Origin of the sequence: Blautia sp. SF-50 (genome assembly GCF_900101315.1) — a bacterium.
Classification (GTDB): Bacteria; Bacillota; Clostridia; order Lachnospirales; family Lachnospiraceae; genus Blautia_A; species Blautia_A fusiformis.
Genome location: NZ_FMUW01000007.1, coordinates 83,211 through 100,601, shown reverse-complemented (window position 1 = coordinate 100,601; position 17,391 = coordinate 83,211). Strand labels below are relative to the sequence as shown.

16 protein-coding genes are annotated in these 17,391 nt (G+C 48.3%); all 16 read left to right on the top strand.

What is annotated here, in order from left to right; genetic code table 11:
• Window positions 1-158 precede the first annotated feature (158 nt).
• Window positions 159-1,055, top strand: coding sequence for an acetylglutamate kinase (gene argB, locus BLP57_RS06395; RefSeq protein ID WP_022426393.1), 897 nt, complete (start codon window positions 159-161; stop codon window positions 1,053-1,055).
• Window positions 1,042-2,232 (top strand): aspartate aminotransferase family protein, encoded by a 1,191-nt coding sequence (locus BLP57_RS06390; RefSeq protein ID WP_015526003.1) that lies wholly within the window; start codon window positions 1,042-1,044, stop codon window positions 2,230-2,232. Before argB ends, BLP57_RS06390 begins: the two co-directional genes overlap by 14 nt.
• A gap of 300 nt (window positions 2,233-2,532) precedes the next feature.
• Window positions 2,533-3,972 (top strand): sodium:proton antiporter, encoded by a 1,440-nt coding sequence (locus BLP57_RS06385; protein WP_092070182.1) that lies wholly within the window; start codon window positions 2,533-2,535, stop codon window positions 3,970-3,972.
• Between the two features lie 15 nt (window positions 3,973-3,987).
• On the top strand, window positions 3,988-4,992 hold the full coding sequence (locus tag BLP57_RS06380) for a cytidylate kinase-like family protein (RefSeq protein ID WP_022426396.1): 1,005 nt from the start codon (window positions 3,988-3,990) through the stop codon (window positions 4,990-4,992).
• 301 nt (window positions 4,993-5,293) lie between these two features.
• A complete protein-coding gene (locus BLP57_RS06375; protein WP_015525999.1) occupies window positions 5,294-5,506 on the top strand; it encodes a FeoA family protein in 213 nt (70 codons plus the stop codon).
• A 103-nt stretch (window positions 5,507-5,609) separates the two neighbouring features.
• Window positions 5,610-5,828 carry a FeoA family protein gene (locus tag BLP57_RS06370; RefSeq protein ID WP_015525998.1) on the top strand — a complete coding sequence of 73 codons (219 nt, stop codon included), beginning with the start codon at window positions 5,610-5,612 and terminating at the stop codon, window positions 5,826-5,828.
• A 58-nt stretch (window positions 5,829-5,886) separates the two neighbouring features.
• On the top strand, window positions 5,887-8,070 hold the full coding sequence (feoB, locus tag BLP57_RS06365) for a ferrous iron transport protein B (RefSeq protein ID WP_022426397.1): 2,184 nt from the start codon (window positions 5,887-5,889) through the stop codon (window positions 8,068-8,070).
• A 72-nt stretch (window positions 8,071-8,142) separates the two neighbouring features.
• Window positions 8,143-8,490 (top strand): FeoB-associated Cys-rich membrane protein, encoded by a 348-nt coding sequence (locus BLP57_RS18200; RefSeq protein WP_227574085.1) that lies wholly within the window; start codon window positions 8,143-8,145, stop codon window positions 8,488-8,490.
• 18 nt (window positions 8,491-8,508) lie between these two features.
• Entirely contained in the window at window positions 8,509-8,865 is a 357-nt protein-coding gene (locus BLP57_RS06355; RefSeq protein WP_021651583.1) for a heavy-metal-associated domain-containing protein, read from the top strand.
• A 470-nt stretch (window positions 8,866-9,335) separates the two neighbouring features.
• Window positions 9,336-10,109 carry a nucleotide-binding protein gene (locus BLP57_RS06350; protein WP_021651581.1) on the top strand — a complete coding sequence of 258 codons (774 nt, stop codon included), beginning with the start codon at window positions 9,336-9,338 and terminating at the stop codon, window positions 10,107-10,109.
• Entirely contained in the window at window positions 10,106-11,410 is a 1,305-nt protein-coding gene (locus BLP57_RS06345) for a nitrogenase component 1 (RefSeq protein ID WP_021651580.1), read from the top strand. The genes BLP57_RS06350 and BLP57_RS06345 overlap by 4 nt, the downstream gene beginning before the upstream one ends.
• Entirely contained in the window at window positions 11,407-12,444 is a 1,038-nt protein-coding gene (locus BLP57_RS06340; RefSeq protein WP_021651579.1) for a nitrogenase component 1, read from the top strand. Before BLP57_RS06345 ends, BLP57_RS06340 begins: the two co-directional genes overlap by 4 nt.
• 78 nt (window positions 12,445-12,522) lie before the next feature.
• On the top strand, window positions 12,523-14,895 hold the full coding sequence (gene hypF / locus BLP57_RS06335) for a carbamoyltransferase HypF (protein WP_092070280.1): 2,373 nt from the start codon (window positions 12,523-12,525) through the stop codon (window positions 14,893-14,895).
• Between the two features lie 90 nt (window positions 14,896-14,985).
• Window positions 14,986-15,195 (top strand): HypC/HybG/HupF family hydrogenase formation chaperone, encoded by a 210-nt coding sequence (locus BLP57_RS06330; RefSeq protein WP_022426401.1) that lies wholly within the window; start codon window positions 14,986-14,988, stop codon window positions 15,193-15,195.
• The gene (gene hypD / locus BLP57_RS06325) at window positions 15,195-16,238 is read left to right on the top strand and encodes a hydrogenase formation protein HypD (protein WP_092070179.1); all 1,044 of its coding nucleotides are present in this window, start codon (window positions 15,195-15,197) and stop codon (window positions 16,236-16,238) included. Before BLP57_RS06330 ends, hypD begins: the two co-directional genes overlap by 1 nt.
• 130 nt (window positions 16,239-16,368) lie before the next feature.
• Window positions 16,369-17,376, top strand: coding sequence for a hydrogenase expression/formation protein HypE (gene hypE / locus BLP57_RS06320; RefSeq protein WP_021651575.1), 1,008 nt, complete (start codon window positions 16,369-16,371; stop codon window positions 17,374-17,376).
• The last annotated feature ends 15 nt before the right edge of the window (window positions 17,377-17,391 follow it).

The following is a 17,391-nucleotide window of genomic DNA, read 5'->3' as shown; positions in this document are numbered from 1 at the left end:
GGAGGGGAAACGGCCTTCGGAACTCCGAGTGCCTCCCCTCCTCGCAAATCCACAGCTGTCAGCTGAGACAAAATTATAATAAAAAAGAAATCCCTCCAACATACAACAACAAAACCTTTTTCAATCCATATCATTTTTCAAAAAAAGGAGACACCCACATGGTAAATCAGAAATATCTTGACAAAGCAGAGGTTCTCATAGAAGCCCTGCCATACATCCAGCGGTTCAACCGCAAGATCGTAGTCATCAAATACGGCGGAAGCGCCATGCTTGATGAAGAATTAAAGCGTAACGTCATCAAGGACGCAGTCCTTCTGAAATTAGTCGGTTTCAAACCAATCATTGTTCACGGCGGCGGCAAGGAAATCAGCCGCTGGGTCGGTAAAGTCGGCATGGAGCCGCATTTTGTAAACGGTCTCCGTGTAACGGACAAAGACACTATGGAGATCGCAGAGATGGTTCTTGCAAAAGTAAACAAGGAGCTTGTTACTCTGGTAGAATCTCTCGGCGTACAGGCTGTAGGTGTCAGCGGTAAGGATGGCGGCCTTCTCCAGTGCAAAAAGAAGCTTTCCAAAGGCGAAGACATCGGCTACGTAGGTGAGGTTACAAAGGTTAATCCGAAGATTCTTCATGACCTTCTGGAAAGAGATTTCCTTCCGATCGTATTCCCGATCGGCTTTGATGAAAATTTTGATTCCTACAATATCAATGCGGACGATGCAGCCTGCGCCATTGCAGAGGCAGTTGAGGCAGAGAAGCTTGCCTTCCTGTCCGATATTGAGGGCGTTTACAGGGATGCAGATGATCCCTCCACTCTGATCTCCGAGCTTCGTGTAGATGAGGCTGAGAATCTGATCTCAGATGGTACTGTGGGCGGCGGTATGATCCCGAAGCTGAAAAACTGTATCGACGCTATCGAGCATGGTGTAAACAGAGTCCATATCCTGGATGGAAGGATCCCGCACAGCTTACTGCTTGAGATCTTTACAAACAAAGGTATTGGTACTGCAATTCTAAAAGATGATGGGGAGAAATATTACAATGAGCATGAATGAACAGATGGAAGAATCTGAAGCCAGTATTCTTCATACATATAACCGTTTTCCAGTAGTTTTTGAAAAAGGCGATGGCTGTTACCTCTATGATTCCGAAGGAAAGGAATATCTGGATTTTGCGGCAGGTATCGCAGTAAATGCCCTGGGCTATCATTATCCGGGCTATGACGAAGCACTGAAATCCCAGATCGACAAGCTGATGCATATTTCCAACCTGTACTACAATGAGCCGATCATTGATGCAGGAGCCAGACTTGTACAGGCAAGTCATATGGAAAAGGCTTTCTTCACAAACAGTGGTACAGAGGCCATTGAGGGTGCTCTGAAGGCTGCCAAGAAATATGCCTACGAAAGAGATGGCCATGCAGACCATGAGATCATTGCCATGAACCATTCCTTCCACGGTCGCAGCATCGGCGCTCTTTCCGTGACAGGCAATGCACATTACAGAGAGCCCTTTGAGCCTCTGATGGGTGGGGTGAAATTTGCAGATTTCAATGATCTTGAGAGTGTAAAGGCTCAGATCACAGATAAGACCTGTGCCATCATCACCGAGACCGTACAGGGAGAAGGAGGTATTTATCCGGCTACAAAAGAGTTCCTGGAAGGCTTACGTAAGCTTTGTGATGAGAAGGATATCATCCTGATCCTGGACGAGATCCAGTGCGGCATGGGACGTACCGGACATTATTTTGCATGGCAGGCATATGGAGTACAGCCGGATATCATGACCTGTGCCAAAGCCCTTGGCTGTGGAGTTCCGGTAGGTGCTTTTGTGCTGAACAAAAAAGCAGCTGCAGCTTCCCTGAAGCCAGGCGACCACGGAACCACTTACGGTGGAAATCCCTTCGTATGTGCAGCAGTCAGCAAGGTATTTGACATTTTTGAAAAAGATCAGATCCTTTCCCATGTGCAGGGACTTACTCCGTATTTTGAGGAGAAGCTGGACGAACTGGTTGCAAAGCATGACTGTGCAGAAACAAGAAGAGGCAAAGGTTTCATGCAGGGTATCGTGATCAAGGGGCGTCCGGTAGGAGACGTGGTGAAAAAAGCTCTTGCAAAGGGCCTTCTGGTGATCTCAGCAGGAAGTGATGTTCTCCGCCTTGTTCCACCTCTTGTGATCACAAAAGAGGATATCGACAAGATGGCAGAGATCCTTGACGAGTGTATGGAATAATAAAAAAATAACAGATACAAAAGCAGCAGTATTTTCCGGAAAGGGTAGTGTGCCGATGGAGAATACGGCTGCTTTTTTGTCAGAGAGACAATGTATATAAATTATATAACAGATATAGAAAACAGTATCCGAAAATCTGGTCGTGTGTTTGAAAACAAACAAAAACTGCTATGACACACCGACAAAATGCACAAAAAAGAGAGAGGGTTCGAGTATAAATTGCACATCTACACAGTTGATTTTAGAACGCCATATGTTATAATTTCACTGGTAAAAAAATTTATGTGAGGGGTGAAAATTTTGAAAAAATTATTAACCGTCATGTGTACTTTTCTGACAGTATTTCTGGCATGTCCTGTGGGTGTATGGGCAGCCGGAAACGGTGGGACAGGATCTGGTGTGCCGGTGTGGCTTTGTATCCCTTTTGCGGGCCTTCTTCTGTGTGTTGCAGTGATGCCGCTGGTAAAGGGTGAATGGTGGGAGTCACATCAGCCCGTTGTGGTTGCATTCTGGATCGTTCTTATGATCATTCCGTTTGCAGCTGTTTACGGTGCCGGAAAAACTGCGGAAACAGTACTGGAGTGCGTGATCAATGACTATCTTACATTTATCATCCTGTTATTCGGACTGTTCTGTGTATCCGGTAACATTACAGTTGAGGGTGATTTTGCGGGCTCACCAAGAGTAAATGTAGGACTTCTTGCACTGGGAACCCTGCTTTCCAGCTGCATCGGAACTACCGGAGCCAGCATGCTGATGGTCCGTCCGGTGATCAAAATGAATTCCTGGAGAAAAAGAAAAGGTCATATTATGATCTTTTTCATCTTTATGGTATCCAACATGGGTGGCTGCCTGACACCGATCGGTGATCCGCCGCTTCTGATGGGCTTCATGCGAGGAGTTCCGTTCTTCTGGAGTCTGCATCTTTTTCCGGTACTGATCCTTAATATGGTGATCCTTCTGTTTGTGTTCTATCATCTGGATATGCGCTCTTACAAGAAGGATATCTCAGAGGGACGTAAACCGGATATCAGCAAACCGGGTACCGAGTTTAAGATCGAGGGTCTTCATAATATCATCTTCCTTGTGATGATCGTTGTGGGTGTTATCTTAAGCGGAATGCTTCCCGGTATGCCTGCATTCCAGGATGCAGCCGGAAATGTAAAGGGGATTCATATTTTCGGCGAGGTTACTTTAAGCTTCCCGTCGATCATTGAGATCGTCCTGATCCTGGCAGCTGCATTTCTGTCCTTTAAGACAACGGATAAGAGGATCCGTGTGCGGAACCATTTTACCTGGGGTGCGATCAAGGAGGTTGCAGTACTTTTCATCGGTATTTTTATCACCATGCAGCCGGCCCTGATGCTTCTGAAAGCAGTAGGACCGAATCTTGGTATCACCGAGCCGTACCAGATGTTCTGGGCGACCGGAGCTTTGTCCAGCTTCCTGGATAATACGCCTACCTATCTGGTATTTCTGACAACAGCAGGAACTCTTGGATTTACAAACGGAATCGCAACAACGCTGGGAACGGTTCCTGTAAAGCTACTTTCTGCGATTTCCTGCGGTGCTGTATTTATGGGCGCCAATACATATATCGGCAATGCTCCGAACTTTATGGTCAAGACACTTTCTGACGAAAATGGTATCAACATGCCGTCCTTCTTCGGATATATGGCATGGTCCATTTGTTTCCTGGTACCGGTGTTCATCATCGATATGCTGGTATTCTTTTTATAAGGGAGGAGGATCAATATGCAGGATAATAACATTCGAGAGAAATGCAGAGAGCTTGCCACCAGACTTTATGAACTGGATGGCGAGGTTTATGAAAGCGTAGGATCTTCCCTTGGACGTACCTTCACCGGTGACAGAGAAGGCACTATCCGGAACTTAAGTGCTCTGATGTATACCAAACCGGACGGACATCTTCTTCGAAGCGAGATGGCACTGATCAGCAACATGGCCAGAACCATCAAGGATAAAGAAGAAAAAAGCCGTCTCATGAAGAAATATGATGAGATCTTTCAGGAGATCCTGACGCTGCCGGAGACTTTTGTTGCTACGGATATCATGGATAAGGAACGTGTGGCACTGAATCATATGATCAAGCGCAGGGAAAAAATCTCTGAGAATGACCATCTGGTCATCTGTATCAGCCGTACACAGGGAAGTGCCGGCAATGATATCGGTTTCGGACTGGCAGACAAGCTTCGGATCAACTATTATGATGTGGAGATCTTTGATCAGGTATTAAGGCGTCTTGAGGCAGAAAAGGGCGCGGTCAACGATGCGGAATATTTTGCGGATTTCAATAAATATGAGAAGAAGCATAAATTTGATCCCAAGGGCTGGTTCCGGGAATTCAACCGTTACCATGGTCTTCCGAAACAGGATGCGGTATTCTTTAACATGAGTGACCTGATCTGCGATCTGGCCTCAAAAGAGGACTGCATCATTATGGGAAGGTGTGCGGATGCGATCCTCAAGAACAATCACATTCCGCATATCAGTCTGTTTATCACAGCTCCTTTTGCTATCCGTGTGCAGCATGTTATGGATGTACGGAAGATGAATATGAAGCAGGCAGTCCGTTTCCTGAAGAAGATGGACAGCCAGCACAGACGGTATTACAATTTTTACGGCGGAGCTCAGTGGGGCAAGCCGGATAACTACGATCTTTGTATCAACAGTGCAAGCTACGGAATCAATGAAACGGAGAATCTGATCCTGAAGCTTTTGAATGATCAGATCCACTAAGAGATAAAAATATGAGCAGCACGGAAGAAAGAAAAAGTTCCGGAAGGGGTTTTTAGCTTAACAGGCTGCAAACAGAAAAAGAATAAGAACAGAGTTCCTGCATTCTGAGGTAACCTTCTGCCAGACAGAAATACCTCAGAATGCAGGAACTTTTTTTATATTTTGTTTATAAAAACTTAATCTTGATTAACTTTTTTCATTTAGGGGATTGACATTCGAAAAAACTTAGTATAAACTAACCTATGAGTTAGGACCGACTAATTAGACCAAGTTAATTAATAGAAAGAAACGGAGGGATTCCATGCAGCCGATTTTATTTTTACAGTCAGGCGATACTGGTACGATCAAGCGTATTTCCGGAGCGGAGGATACAAGAAGATTTCTTGCAGGCCTCGGTTTTGTTGAAAATGCGGAAGTGACAGTTATTTCCCAGTTTGACGGCAATCTGATCGTAAATGTCAAGGATTCCAGAGTAGCAGTCAATAAAGAAATGGCCAGACACATTATGGTGTGACCGGACTGCGAGGCAGTGACCGGTAGTGGATTTGCCCCAAACTGCGGAAAGCGCAGTTGAGGATAGATTAGGAATTGGAATATGAACAGGGAGGAAAAGAGAAATGACTTTACGTGATGCAGCAGTAGGTTCTACAGTAGTTGTTTCCAAGATCACCGGCGACCCGGCTTACAAGCGTCGTATCATGGATATGGGAATCACAAAAGGCAGCGAGGTTTATATCCGAAAGGTAGCTCCTCTTGGAGATCCGGTTGAGATCACCATCAGAGGTTATGAGCTTTCCCTGCGTAAGCATGACGCAGCATGTGTGGAAGTAAAGTAAATAAGCTTCGAAAAATGACAGAGCGTCAGGCTCTGACCTGAAAAAAGGAGGATGCAAAATGTCTGTAACAATAGCTCTTGCCGGAAACCCGAACTGTGGTAAGACTACAATGTTCAATGCTCTTACAGGCGCAAACCAGTACGTTGGTAACTGGCCAGGTGTTACTGTAGAGAAAAAAGAGGGTAAGCTGAAAAACCAGAAGGATGTAACGGTAACAGACCTTCCGGGTATCTATTCACTTTCCCCGTATACACTTGAGGAGGTTGTCAGCCGTGATTATCTTCTGAAAGAGAAACCGGATGTGATCATCGATCTTGTGGATGCAACAAACATCGAGAGAAACCTGTATCTTGCAACCCAGCTTCTTGAGATCGGTATCCCGGTTGTTATCGCTCTTAATATGGTGGATCTTCTGAAAAAGAACAACATCCATATCAATGTAAAAGGCTTAAGCTCCGCGCTTGGATGCCCGATCGTTGAGACCTCTGCTCTTAAAGGAACAGGCCTTAAAGAGGTTGTTGATGAGGCAATCAAATGTGCGAACCAGCACAGAGTACCATCGAAGCAGATGGAATTTCCGAAAGCAGTAGAAAAAGCTGTAAATGAGATCGAGGGATTTGTTCCTGCAAACATCGCTGAGGAGAACAAGAGATGGTATGCAGTAAAGCTTCTTGAGAGAGACAGCAAGGTAAAAGAAGGTCTGAACCTTCCGGCTTCTGCACAGTCCAGGATCGAGGAGATTGCTTCTGGCCTTGAGAAGGCAGAGGATGATGATACAGAGAGTATCGTAACGGATGGAAGATATCAGTACATCCAGAAGGTTGTTTCTGCAAACGTTAAGAGAAGCGGAAATAAGATGACAGTTTCCGATAAGATCGACCGTATCGTAACAAACCGTATTCTCGGTCTTCCGATCTTTATCCTTACCATGTTTATCGTTTATTATGTATCGGTAACAACAGTTGGTACCATGGTAACAGACTGGACGAACGACAGCTTTGTGGGAACCATCCAGGGTGTTGTATCGGATGGACTCGGCAATGCCGGCGTTGCGGATTGGCTGGTAAGCCTTGTATCAGATGGTATCATCGGTGGTCTTGGTGCAGTGCTTGGATTCGTTCCGCAGATGGCAATCCTGTTCCTGTTCCTTTCCATCCTTGAGGACTGCGGTTACATGGTTCGTATCGCATTCGTCATGGACCGTGTATTCCGTCATTTCGGACTTTCCGGAAAGAGCTTTATCCCGCTTCTTATCTCCTCCGGCTGTGGAATCCCTGGAATCATGGCTTCCAAAACGATCGAGGCAGATAATGACCGTCGTCTGACGATCATGACAGCGACATTTATCCCATGTGGTGCCAAGCTTCCTGTTATCGCTCTTATGGGTGGTATCATGACAGCTTATGCAACCGGTGACTATGTAGCTGCTGGTTTCATCACACCACTGATGTACTTCATCGGTGTTGTAGCAGTTCTTGTAGCTGCGATCATCCTGAAGAAAACAAAACCGTTCTCCGGTAAACCTGCTCCGTTCGTAATGGAGCTTCCACAGTATCACATTCCGTCTGTAAAGACAGTTCTGCTTCACGTTTGGGAGAGACTGAAAGGCTTCATCATCAAAGCCGGTACCATTCTTTTCCTTGCAACCGTTATCATGTGGATCCTTTCCAGCATCGGAAATACAGGAAGCGGAATCGGATTTGTTGAGGACAGCAACGACAGTATCATGGCTATCCTTGGCGGTATCCTTGCTCCGATCTTTGCTCCTCTTGGATTTGGCAAATGGCAGCCGGTTGCAGCCTCCATCTCCGGATTCTCCGCAAAAGAGTCCATCGTAAGTACAATGGGTGTTCTTGCAAACGTAGCTGGTGATGATGCAGAGGATACCATGATCGTTGGTGCAGCGATCAAAGCATGGTTCCCGACAGCAGTAGCAGCATTTTCTTTCCTGCTGTTCAACCTGCTTGACTCTCCGTGCCTTGCAGCTATTTCTACAATGGCACATGAGATGCAGTCCAGAAAATGGTTCTGGTTTGCAATTCTCTTCCAGAACATTTTTGCTTATGTTGTAACACTTTGTGTATACCAGATCGGTCTTGTTGTCACAGGTGCCGGTTCCTTCGGAATTGGAACGATCGTAGCGCTGATCCTTGCAGCGATCCTGCTCTTCCTTCTGTTCAGACCAGATCCGTACAAGAACCAGAACGATGTTACAAAGAGATCTGTACAGGCAGCAGAGTAATTGAAAACCGGTCATACAGTAACGATCCGGTACATATGATAGCTTTGAAATGATGCTGTAAGAACAGCTGAAATGATAAGAAATGCAGGAGACCGGGGATGTAAATACCTGGTCTTCTGTGCTATAATAAGCCTGAAGAAATATGGAAGTTTTTTTACAAAAGTATTCATCAGAGGCTGGCAGCAGTTTACAGGCTGTGCAGCGAAAGAAAGGGTGACAGATATGAGTATGATAGCGGATATTATTGTACTGGCACTGGTGATCGCATATGGCGTATTTGTGATCAGTTATCTCTATTCAAGAAAGAAACAGGGGCTCAGCTGTGTCGGCTGTGCCGGTAACACACGTACAGGAGGCTGTGGCGGCAGCTGCTCCGGTCATTGCTCCGGATGCTCCGGCTGTAGTGGAATGCATAAGTAACCAGGAGGGAAAGAAATCATGGCAAATGCAATTGTTGTCATCGTTGTTATCATCATTATGCTGTTTGCCGGAAAAGGCGCATATAAACATCTGAAGGGCGAAGGCGCCTGCTGCGGAGGCGGCAGCAAGCCGGAGATCCCGAAGAAGAAGTTGGATGGAACCAAGCTGGGTGAGAAAACCATGAAGATCACAGGCATGCACTGTGAGAACTGTGTGGCCAGCGTCACAAGAGCGATCAACCGCATTGACGGTGCGGCAGCAAAAGTAAGCCTGAAAAAAGGTGAGGCAGTGGTTTCCTACGACAGAGAGATCTCCAACGAAGAGCTTAAGAAGGTAGTGGAAGACAGAGGATATCACGTAGTTTCTATCCAGTAAAGCTTTATCATAAGAATAACTTTGCCGCGGCTTCTGAGCCGGCAGATTAGAGAAGAGACTTCTCGGCGAAATGCTTAAAAATATTTCGCCTTGGGGTCTTTTTTTGTATAAAAAGTCAGAGTTGCAATTGACTCACTAATGTACACCATTGTATAATAAAAATAGAAAAATTCAGACGGAACGAAATATTTTCTTTCTATCCGGATGAGACATTAAAACAAAATACAGCAGGAAACAGACTTTGACGGCAAGGAATATCCGAGCAGGAATCGTTGTTCATCCGGCACAGCTTAACCGAATCAGCTGCGAAGCCGTTATTCGGTTATGAACAAGCGGCAAATGCGGATCGCGAATATCCGCTTGACTTTGTTTTGTGAGCGGAATACGGGACTCTTTCACCTTGTGCGTGAAAGAGCTTTTTTTATGAAAAATACCTGCGGGAGCGGACAGAATGAATTAGGGAGGATTTTATGCTGAAGGTAGCAGTATACGGAAAGGGCGGTATCGGAAAGTCTACAGTGACGTCCAACTTGGCGGCGGCTTTTGCAGCCATGGGGAAAAGAGTGATCCAGATCGGTTGTGATCCCAAGGCGGATTCCACCATCAATCTTCTTGGGGGAGAACCTCTGCGGCCGGTAATGAATTATATGCGGGAAGAGGATGAGGAGCCGGAAAAGCTGGAGGATATTTCAAAGGAGGGGTTTGGTGGAGTCCTCTGCATTGAGACCGGCGGCCCCACGCCGGGACTTGGCTGTGCAGGCAGAGGTATCATCGCAACCTTTCAGCTTCTGGAGGATCTGAAGCTTTTTGAGACCTGGAAGCCGGATGTAGTGCTTTACGATGTTCTTGGAGATGTAGTATGCGGCGGTTTTGCGGCACCGATCCGGGAGGGCTATGCGGAAAAAGTACTCATTGTCACATCCGGAGAGAAAATGGCACTCTATGCAGCCAATAATATTTCCAGTGCTGTGCGGAATTTTGAGGATCGAAGCTATGCGAGAATCTTCGGAATCGTGCTGAATCACAGGAATGTGGAGAATGAAACGGAAAAAGTAAATGCTTTTGCAGAAAAAAATAATATCCCGATCGTGGGTGAGATCCCGAGAAGTGACGAGATCATCCGATGGGAGGATCAGGGCAAAACGGTGATCGAGGGAGATGAAAATTCTGAGATCAGTGAGAAATTTTTTGCACTGGCCAGGAAGCTATTGGAAAGTGAAGAAACGGAGAAGGAGGATATATGAAAAAGGAAGCATATTTTGCAACTGCAGAAGAATTGGCCCGGGGCGGGCTGGAAGCGATCCCTCCGCAGATGCTCTCCGGGAAGCATCTGATCTACAGCTCTCCGGCAACTCTGGCATTTAACTCTCCGGGAGCGGAGGGCTTTGGCGTAAAGCGGGCCGGGCTTGCAGTGCCGGATTCCATTATGCTGATCGTGGCACCGGGATGCTGCGGAAGAAATACTTCTCTTATCAGCTCCATGCCGGAGTACAATGATCGATTTTTTTATCTGATGATGGACGAGACGGATATTGTTACAGGCCGTCACCTGAAAAAGATCCCGAAAGCGGTAAAAGAGATCTGCGACTGCTGTGAGAAGAAGCCGTCTGTGGTGATGATCTGTATCACCTGTGTGGATGCACTTCTGGGAACGGATATGGAACGTGTCTGCCGAAAGGCAGAGGAAAAGGTGGATATTCCGGTGCGCCCCTGTTACATGTACGCACTGACACGTGAGGGCAGAAAGCCGCCTATGGTCCATGTGCGCCAGTCCTTATACTCACTCCTTGAGCCACAGAAGAAAAAGGGAAATGTGGTCAATCTTCTGGGATTTTTTTCGCCGCTGGTTGATGACTGCGAGATGTATGAGCTGCTGCAGCAGGCAGGCGTAAAGACCATCCATGAGATCTCACGATGTAAGGATTATGAAGAATATCAGACCATGTCACAGGCCAATTTTAATCTGGTGCTTCATCCGGAAGCAAGGTTTGCAGCGGAGGATTTTCATGACCGGCTGAAGATTCCTTTTATTGAGCTTCGGAGGCTCTACCAGACAGATAAGATCGAAAATCAGTATCGTGCCTTGGGACAGGTTCTTGGAGTCTCTTTTGACCAGGAAGTGTATAAAAAAGCAGCAGAAGAGGCAGTGGAGCGATTCCGGGAGGTCTGTCCGGATGCGTCCTTTGCAGTGGGGGAGTGCATGAACGGAGATCCCTTTGAGCTGGCCCTTGCCCTGGTGCGGTATGGTTTCCGGGTGCCGGAGATCTACGGAACCATCACAGCCGAGAATTTTGTATACATACGGCATCTTGCGGAATTGAGTCCGGATACAAAGGTTTTTTCCAATATGGAACCCACCATGCTGTATTACGATCCGTCCGGGAGCGGAGTGAACCTTACTATAGGAAAGGATGCAGGATATTATCACCGGGATCAGCCAAATGCCGTGTGGAATCAGGACCGGCAGCCCTATGGCTATGCGGGGGTACGCAGGCTGTTTGAAACACTGACAGAGAAAGTTTTGCAGAAGGGAGAAAAGGTATGAGAGGACTTCGGAAATATCTGACACCCTTTGCACCGGATCAGTCCGGAGCCGTGTCAGTGCTGTATGAGCTTGGCGGGATCATCGTGATCTGTGATGCAGGAGGATGTGCGGGAAATGTCTGCGGCTTTGATGAACCAAGATGGTTTGAACAGAAAAGTGCGGTATTCAGCGCAGGACTTCGGGATATGGATGCCATCCTGGGACGGGATGACCGCCTGGTTGCCAAGCTTGTGGATGCAGCAGAAAAGGTGGAGGCAGGCTTTGCAGCCATTATCGGAACACCGGTACCTGCTGTGATCGGAACGGATCATCAGGCACTGCGGCGGATGTGCGAGAAGAAAACAGGTCTTCCGGTGCTTGCAGTAAATACCAACGGAATGGAGCTTTATGATGCGGGAGAGCGGAAGGCTTATCTGGAGCTTTTTAAAGCCTTTGCCCGGGAAAAGCAGCCTGTGGAGGCTGGTAAGACAGGAGTTCTCGGAATGACACCTCAGGATGTCAGTGACCTGAAAGCAGCAGACAAGATCCGTGAAAAATTCCGTACCAGAGGACAGAGAGCAGTCTGTTATGGAATGGGAGACGGGCTTGATGAGGTAAAAAAAGCCTCCTCTGCGGAAAAAAATATCGTGGTTTCTCCTGCGGCACTGGAATGTGCCAGATATCTGGAGAAAACCTTCGGAACACCTTATGAGGTGGGATATCCTCTGGCGGAAGAGCTGGTTCCTGATATGGATTATACAGGAAAAAAGATTCTCATCGTGCAGCAGCAGGTGATGGCCGGTTCCATAAGAGAGGAGCTACGGAAACGTGGTGCGGACGGAGAGCTCACCGTGGCAAGCTGGTTTTCCATGGAAAAAGATCTCCTGGAGGAGGGCGATGTGTCATTAAGGGATGAGGAAGATTACATGGAACTGGCAGAGAAGGGCGGATATGACGTGATCTTTGCAGATCCATGTATGAAGCGGATGACAAAGGCTTTTTCAGGAGTGTTTGTGGATACAGTGCATTTTGCAGTATCCGGAAAATGCAGGTAGACCATAAGGGCAGGACATAAAGTTACATGCATGCTGCAGCCGGATCAGTGGAAACAGTTGCAGGGAATGGAGAAACATATGGAGCGGGAAATTACGAAAATGATCCGTGTTTACGGGATCGTACAGGGAGTGGGATTTCGCCCTACGGTGAGTCGTCATGCTATGGCAAGAGGAATCCGTGGCAGTGTGTCCAATAAAGGACCCTATGTGGAGATTTTTGCTCAGGGTAAGCAGCAGGATGTGGATGCCTTTATCGCAGATATCGGGAATAAGCCACCGAAGCGTGCAGCTATCCTGAAGCTTCTTGAAGAACCGGTGGAGGAGCCGGAGAAATTTACACAGTTTGATATCATCGAAAGTGAGAAGACAAAGGGGGAAATCTTTGTCTCCCCGGATATCGCGATCTGCGATGAATGTAAGGCGGAGATGTTTGACCCGGAAAACAGGCGGTATCTTCATCCCTTTATCAACTGTACCTGCTGCGGTCCGAGACTGACGATCCTGGATTCGCTTCCTTATGACCGTAAACGGACCAGTATGAAGGAATTTCCCATGTGTCCCTCCTGTGCGGATGAGTACCATAACCCGGATACCAGACGCTATGATGCCCAGCCGGTGTGCTGTAATGACTGCGGCCCTGAGGTATACTTAGCGGGAAGAGAGGAACGGGGACGGGAGGCTATCACTTATACAAGGAAGATCATTGCTTCCGGCGGGATCGTGGCCATCAAAGGGATCGGTGGTTTTCACCTTTGCTGTGATGCTACCAGTGAGGAGGCTGTACAGCGGCTGCGGCAGCGGAAACGGCGTCCGGTGAAGCCTTTTGCAGTGATGGCACAGGATATGGAAACTGTGAAGAAGATCTGTAAGGTCAGCGAGGAACAGGAGAAGATCCTTACCGGTCATCAGAAGCCGATCCTGCTGTTGGATAAGCTGCCGGGAGAAACGGGGCTTTGTGAGAGCATTGCACCCGGGAATCCCAAGGTGGGTGTCATGCTTCCCTATGCACCGGTTCAGCTGCTTCTTTTTCATTACGATGATGGGATCCGGATGCCCGGGCTTCTGGTAATGACCAGCGGAAATACTTCCGGGGCGCCGATCTGCAGAGATGATGAGGAGGCGGCAGAGGAGCTTTCCCATCTCTGTGACTGCATTCTTTCCCACAACAGGAAGATACGTATCCGGGCCGACGATTCGGTGATGGATTTCTATAAGGGTGAACCCTATATGATCCGCCGTTCCCGCGGGTATGCGCCTCTTCCGTTTATGGTCTCCACACCCTGGAAGGGCCAGGTGATCGCAGCAGGTGGAGAACTTAAGAACACCTTCTGCATTGGTGTGGATAACCGTTTTTATCCTTCCCCTTATGTGGGAGATCTGGAGGATCTTCGAACGGTAAAAGCACTGAAGGAAACGATCGGGCGGCTGGAAACACTTCTGGAGGTGCAGCCGGAGGTAGTGGTCTGTGATCTTCACCCTAAATATAATTCCACAGTGGTGGCAGAGGAGCTAGGGCTTCCGGTTCTGAGGGTGCAGCATCATTATGCACACATTTTATCCTGCATGGCAGAAAATGACTGCGAAGAAAAGGTGATAGGGGTTTCCTTTGACGGAACAGGCTATGGAACCGATGGGACCATCTGGGGCGGAGAGCTCCTGGTTGCAGACTGTCAGGGATTTACAAGGCTTGGAAGTATAGAACCCTTTGTCCAGGTTGGCGGAGATATTTCCGCAAAAGAAGGCTGGCGGATCGCCGTTTCCCTGATCTGGCAGAATACGGGAAATCTGGAAAAAACCCTGGACACTGTCCGTAAACTGGGACTTTGCACAGATCAGGAAGCAAAGGTACTGGTGACTATGGCACAGCGGAAGATCAATGCCGTGACTTCCACCAGTGCAGGAAGACTTTTTGACGGGGTCAGTGCGATCCTGGGGATCCGGAGAGCGTCCACCTTTGAGGGAGAAGCGTCCACAGCACTGGAATTTGCGGCGGAGGCCTGGAGAAAGCAGCGGGAGATGCAGAAGAAAAATCCGGAAGAAAATCTGAAGATACGGATGTCAGAAAAGGAAGACATTCCGGAAAGCACAGGCATCTCAGAAGCGTCTGAAGATGAACGAAAATTTATTTTAAATACAGGTGAGATCGTTGCATATCTGGTCCGGGCAAGGCTTGCAGGAGAGGATCCCGGGAAGCTGGCTTATGGATTTCACCGGGCACTGGCAGATGAGATCCTTGCAGCCTGTGAGGAAGCAGAGCGGCAGACCGGAATCCGGAAAGTGGCATTAAGTGGCGGTGTCTTTCAGAACCGGCTGCTTCTGGAGCTGGTAGATGACGGCCTTACGGAAATGGGGTTTAAAGTTCTGAAGCACAGCCTGATCCCGCCGAATGACGGAGGGATCGCACTGGGACAGGCGGTGTATGGGATGGCTTATGTGCAGCGGCACAGATAAATATAGACGAGATCATGCAGATACGGATCAAAAATGTTTTATGATAACGCATGGAGCATACAGCAGAAATGCAGGATGGGAGGCACAGATATGTGTGTAGGATTATCAGCAAAAGTAGTAAAGATCAGTGACGGAACAGCAGTGGTGGATGCAGGCGGCGCAAAGAGAGAGGTTTCCGCCCAGCTCCTGGGAGACCTGGAGCCGGGGGATTATGTGATGGTGCATGCAGGTGTTGCCATTGCAAAGATCACCGATGATGACGAGGAAGAGACAGACCAGCTGATGGAGGAACTGCTGTGATGGAAGAGAGGAAAAAAACAGCAAGAGAGATCATAGAAGGATATCAGGGGCCGCCGGTGCGGATCATGGAGGTCTGCGGAACACATACCCACGAAATCTTCCGTCTGGGGATCCGCAAGCTTCTGCCACCGCAGGTGGAGCTGATCTCAGGACCGGGATGTCCGGTCTGTGTAACACCGGTAGGGTTTATTGACGAGGCCGTTTATCTTGCTCTGGAAAAACAGGTGACGATCTGCACCTTCGGTGATCTTGTCCGCGTACCGGGAACAAAGAAAAGCCTTGCAGATGCCAGGGCAGAAGGCGCCAGGATACGGATCGTCTATTCACCGGCAGATGCAGAAAAATATGCGAAAGAGCATCCAAAAGAGCAGGTGGTATTTCTTTCCGTTGGCTTTGAGACCACCACGCCTGCCGGCTGTCTTTCCGTGAAAAAGGCCGGAGAGGACGGACTTTCCAATTATTCGCTCCTTGTGGCAAACAAGACCATGCCCCAGGCTTATCAGGCATTAAAGGGCAGTGCGGATGTGTTCCTTTATCCCGGACATGTCAATGCGATCACAGGAACTGCGCTCTGCGAGCATCTGGCAGAGGAAGGCATCAGTGGTGTGGTGGCAGGCTTTACAGCGAAGGAGCTGCTTACGGCACTGGCTGTTGCACTGGTACGTTTTCAGGAAGGAAAACCGTTCTTTGTGAATTGCTATCCCCGTGTGGTAAAAAGTGAGGGAAGCCCGGAGGCACAGAAGCTGATCGATGAACTGATGGAGCCCTGCGATTCTGAATGGCGCGGTCTGGGTATGATCCCGGGGTCCGGGCTGGTGCTCCGGAAGGAGTGGGAAGCCTTTGATGCCAGAAAAAAATATGCAGTGCCGCCGATCCAGGGCAGGCCAAATCCGGCCTGTCGCTGTGGGGATGTGCTTCAGGGAAAATGCAGGCCATCAGATTGTAAGGTATTCGGAAAGGTCTGTACCCCGCAGCATCCGGTAGGTGCCTGTATGGTATCCAATGAAGGAGCATGTTCCGCATATTTTATGTACGGAAACTGATGTCCGTTTTAATGGACTGCGAAACATGATACATTACATATAGTACAAACGAAGGATCGTATCCGGAAAATCTGACAGGATGAAACCGATATGAAATTCCTTTGACCCAGCATAGAAAGAAGATAATATTATGGAAAATAAAACAGTGACCATGGCACACGGTGCCGGAGGCCGTCAGACCTCAGAACTGATCGATGAAGTATTCAAAGCGCATTTTGCAAACCCGGATCTCACAGCCGATGATGCGGCCGTGCTGGTTCCGCCTGCAGGAAAAATGGCAGTATCCACCGATGGATTTATTGTTTCTCCGGCATTTTTTCCGGGGGGAAATATCGGCAAGCTTTCCATCTGCGGAACCGTTAATGACCTTGCCTGTATGGGAGCAAAACCGATGTATCTTACCTGCGCTTTTGTTATTGAGGAGGGTTTTCCCATGGAGAAGCTGGAGGAAATCGCCGCAGCCATGGAAAAAACAGCAAAAGAAGCCGGAGTGCGTATTGTTTCCGGAGATACTAAGGTGGCAGGAAAAGGTCAGGTTGACGGTGTGTTTATCACAACAACCGGAATGGGTGAGATCCAGGAGGGCGTTCAGGTAGGCGGTGAGCTGGCAAAACCGGGAGATGCCATTATTGTAACCGGTGATGTGGGAAGACATGGATGCACCATTCTTCTGGCAAGAGAGGATTTCGGTATTGACGCAGATGTGACAAGTGACTGCGCACCGCTGTGGGGAGCTGTAAAAGATGTACTGGATGCCACCCATAACATTCATGTGATTCGTGATGCCACAAGAGGTGGTGTCGGAACGGTTCTTTACGAGATCGCAGGACAGAGCAACGTAGGGATCCGCCTGGATGCAGCAGCTGTTCCGGTAGCTCCGGAGGTAAAGGGTGTCTGCGGCATGCTTGGCCTGGAGCCTCTTTATCTGGCCTGTGAGGGACGAATGGTGATCATGGCGCCAAAGGAAGAGGCAGGAAGGATCGTGGAAGCACTGCGTAAATGTCCTTATTCCAGGGACGCAGCCATTATCGGTGAAGTTACGGAAGACCAGCCAGGAAAGGTTGTCATGACTACGGAGATCGGAACGCAGGCACTTCTTCCGCAGCCGGGAGGAGAGCTTCTGCCGAGGATCTGCTGATAATATCGGAAAGGA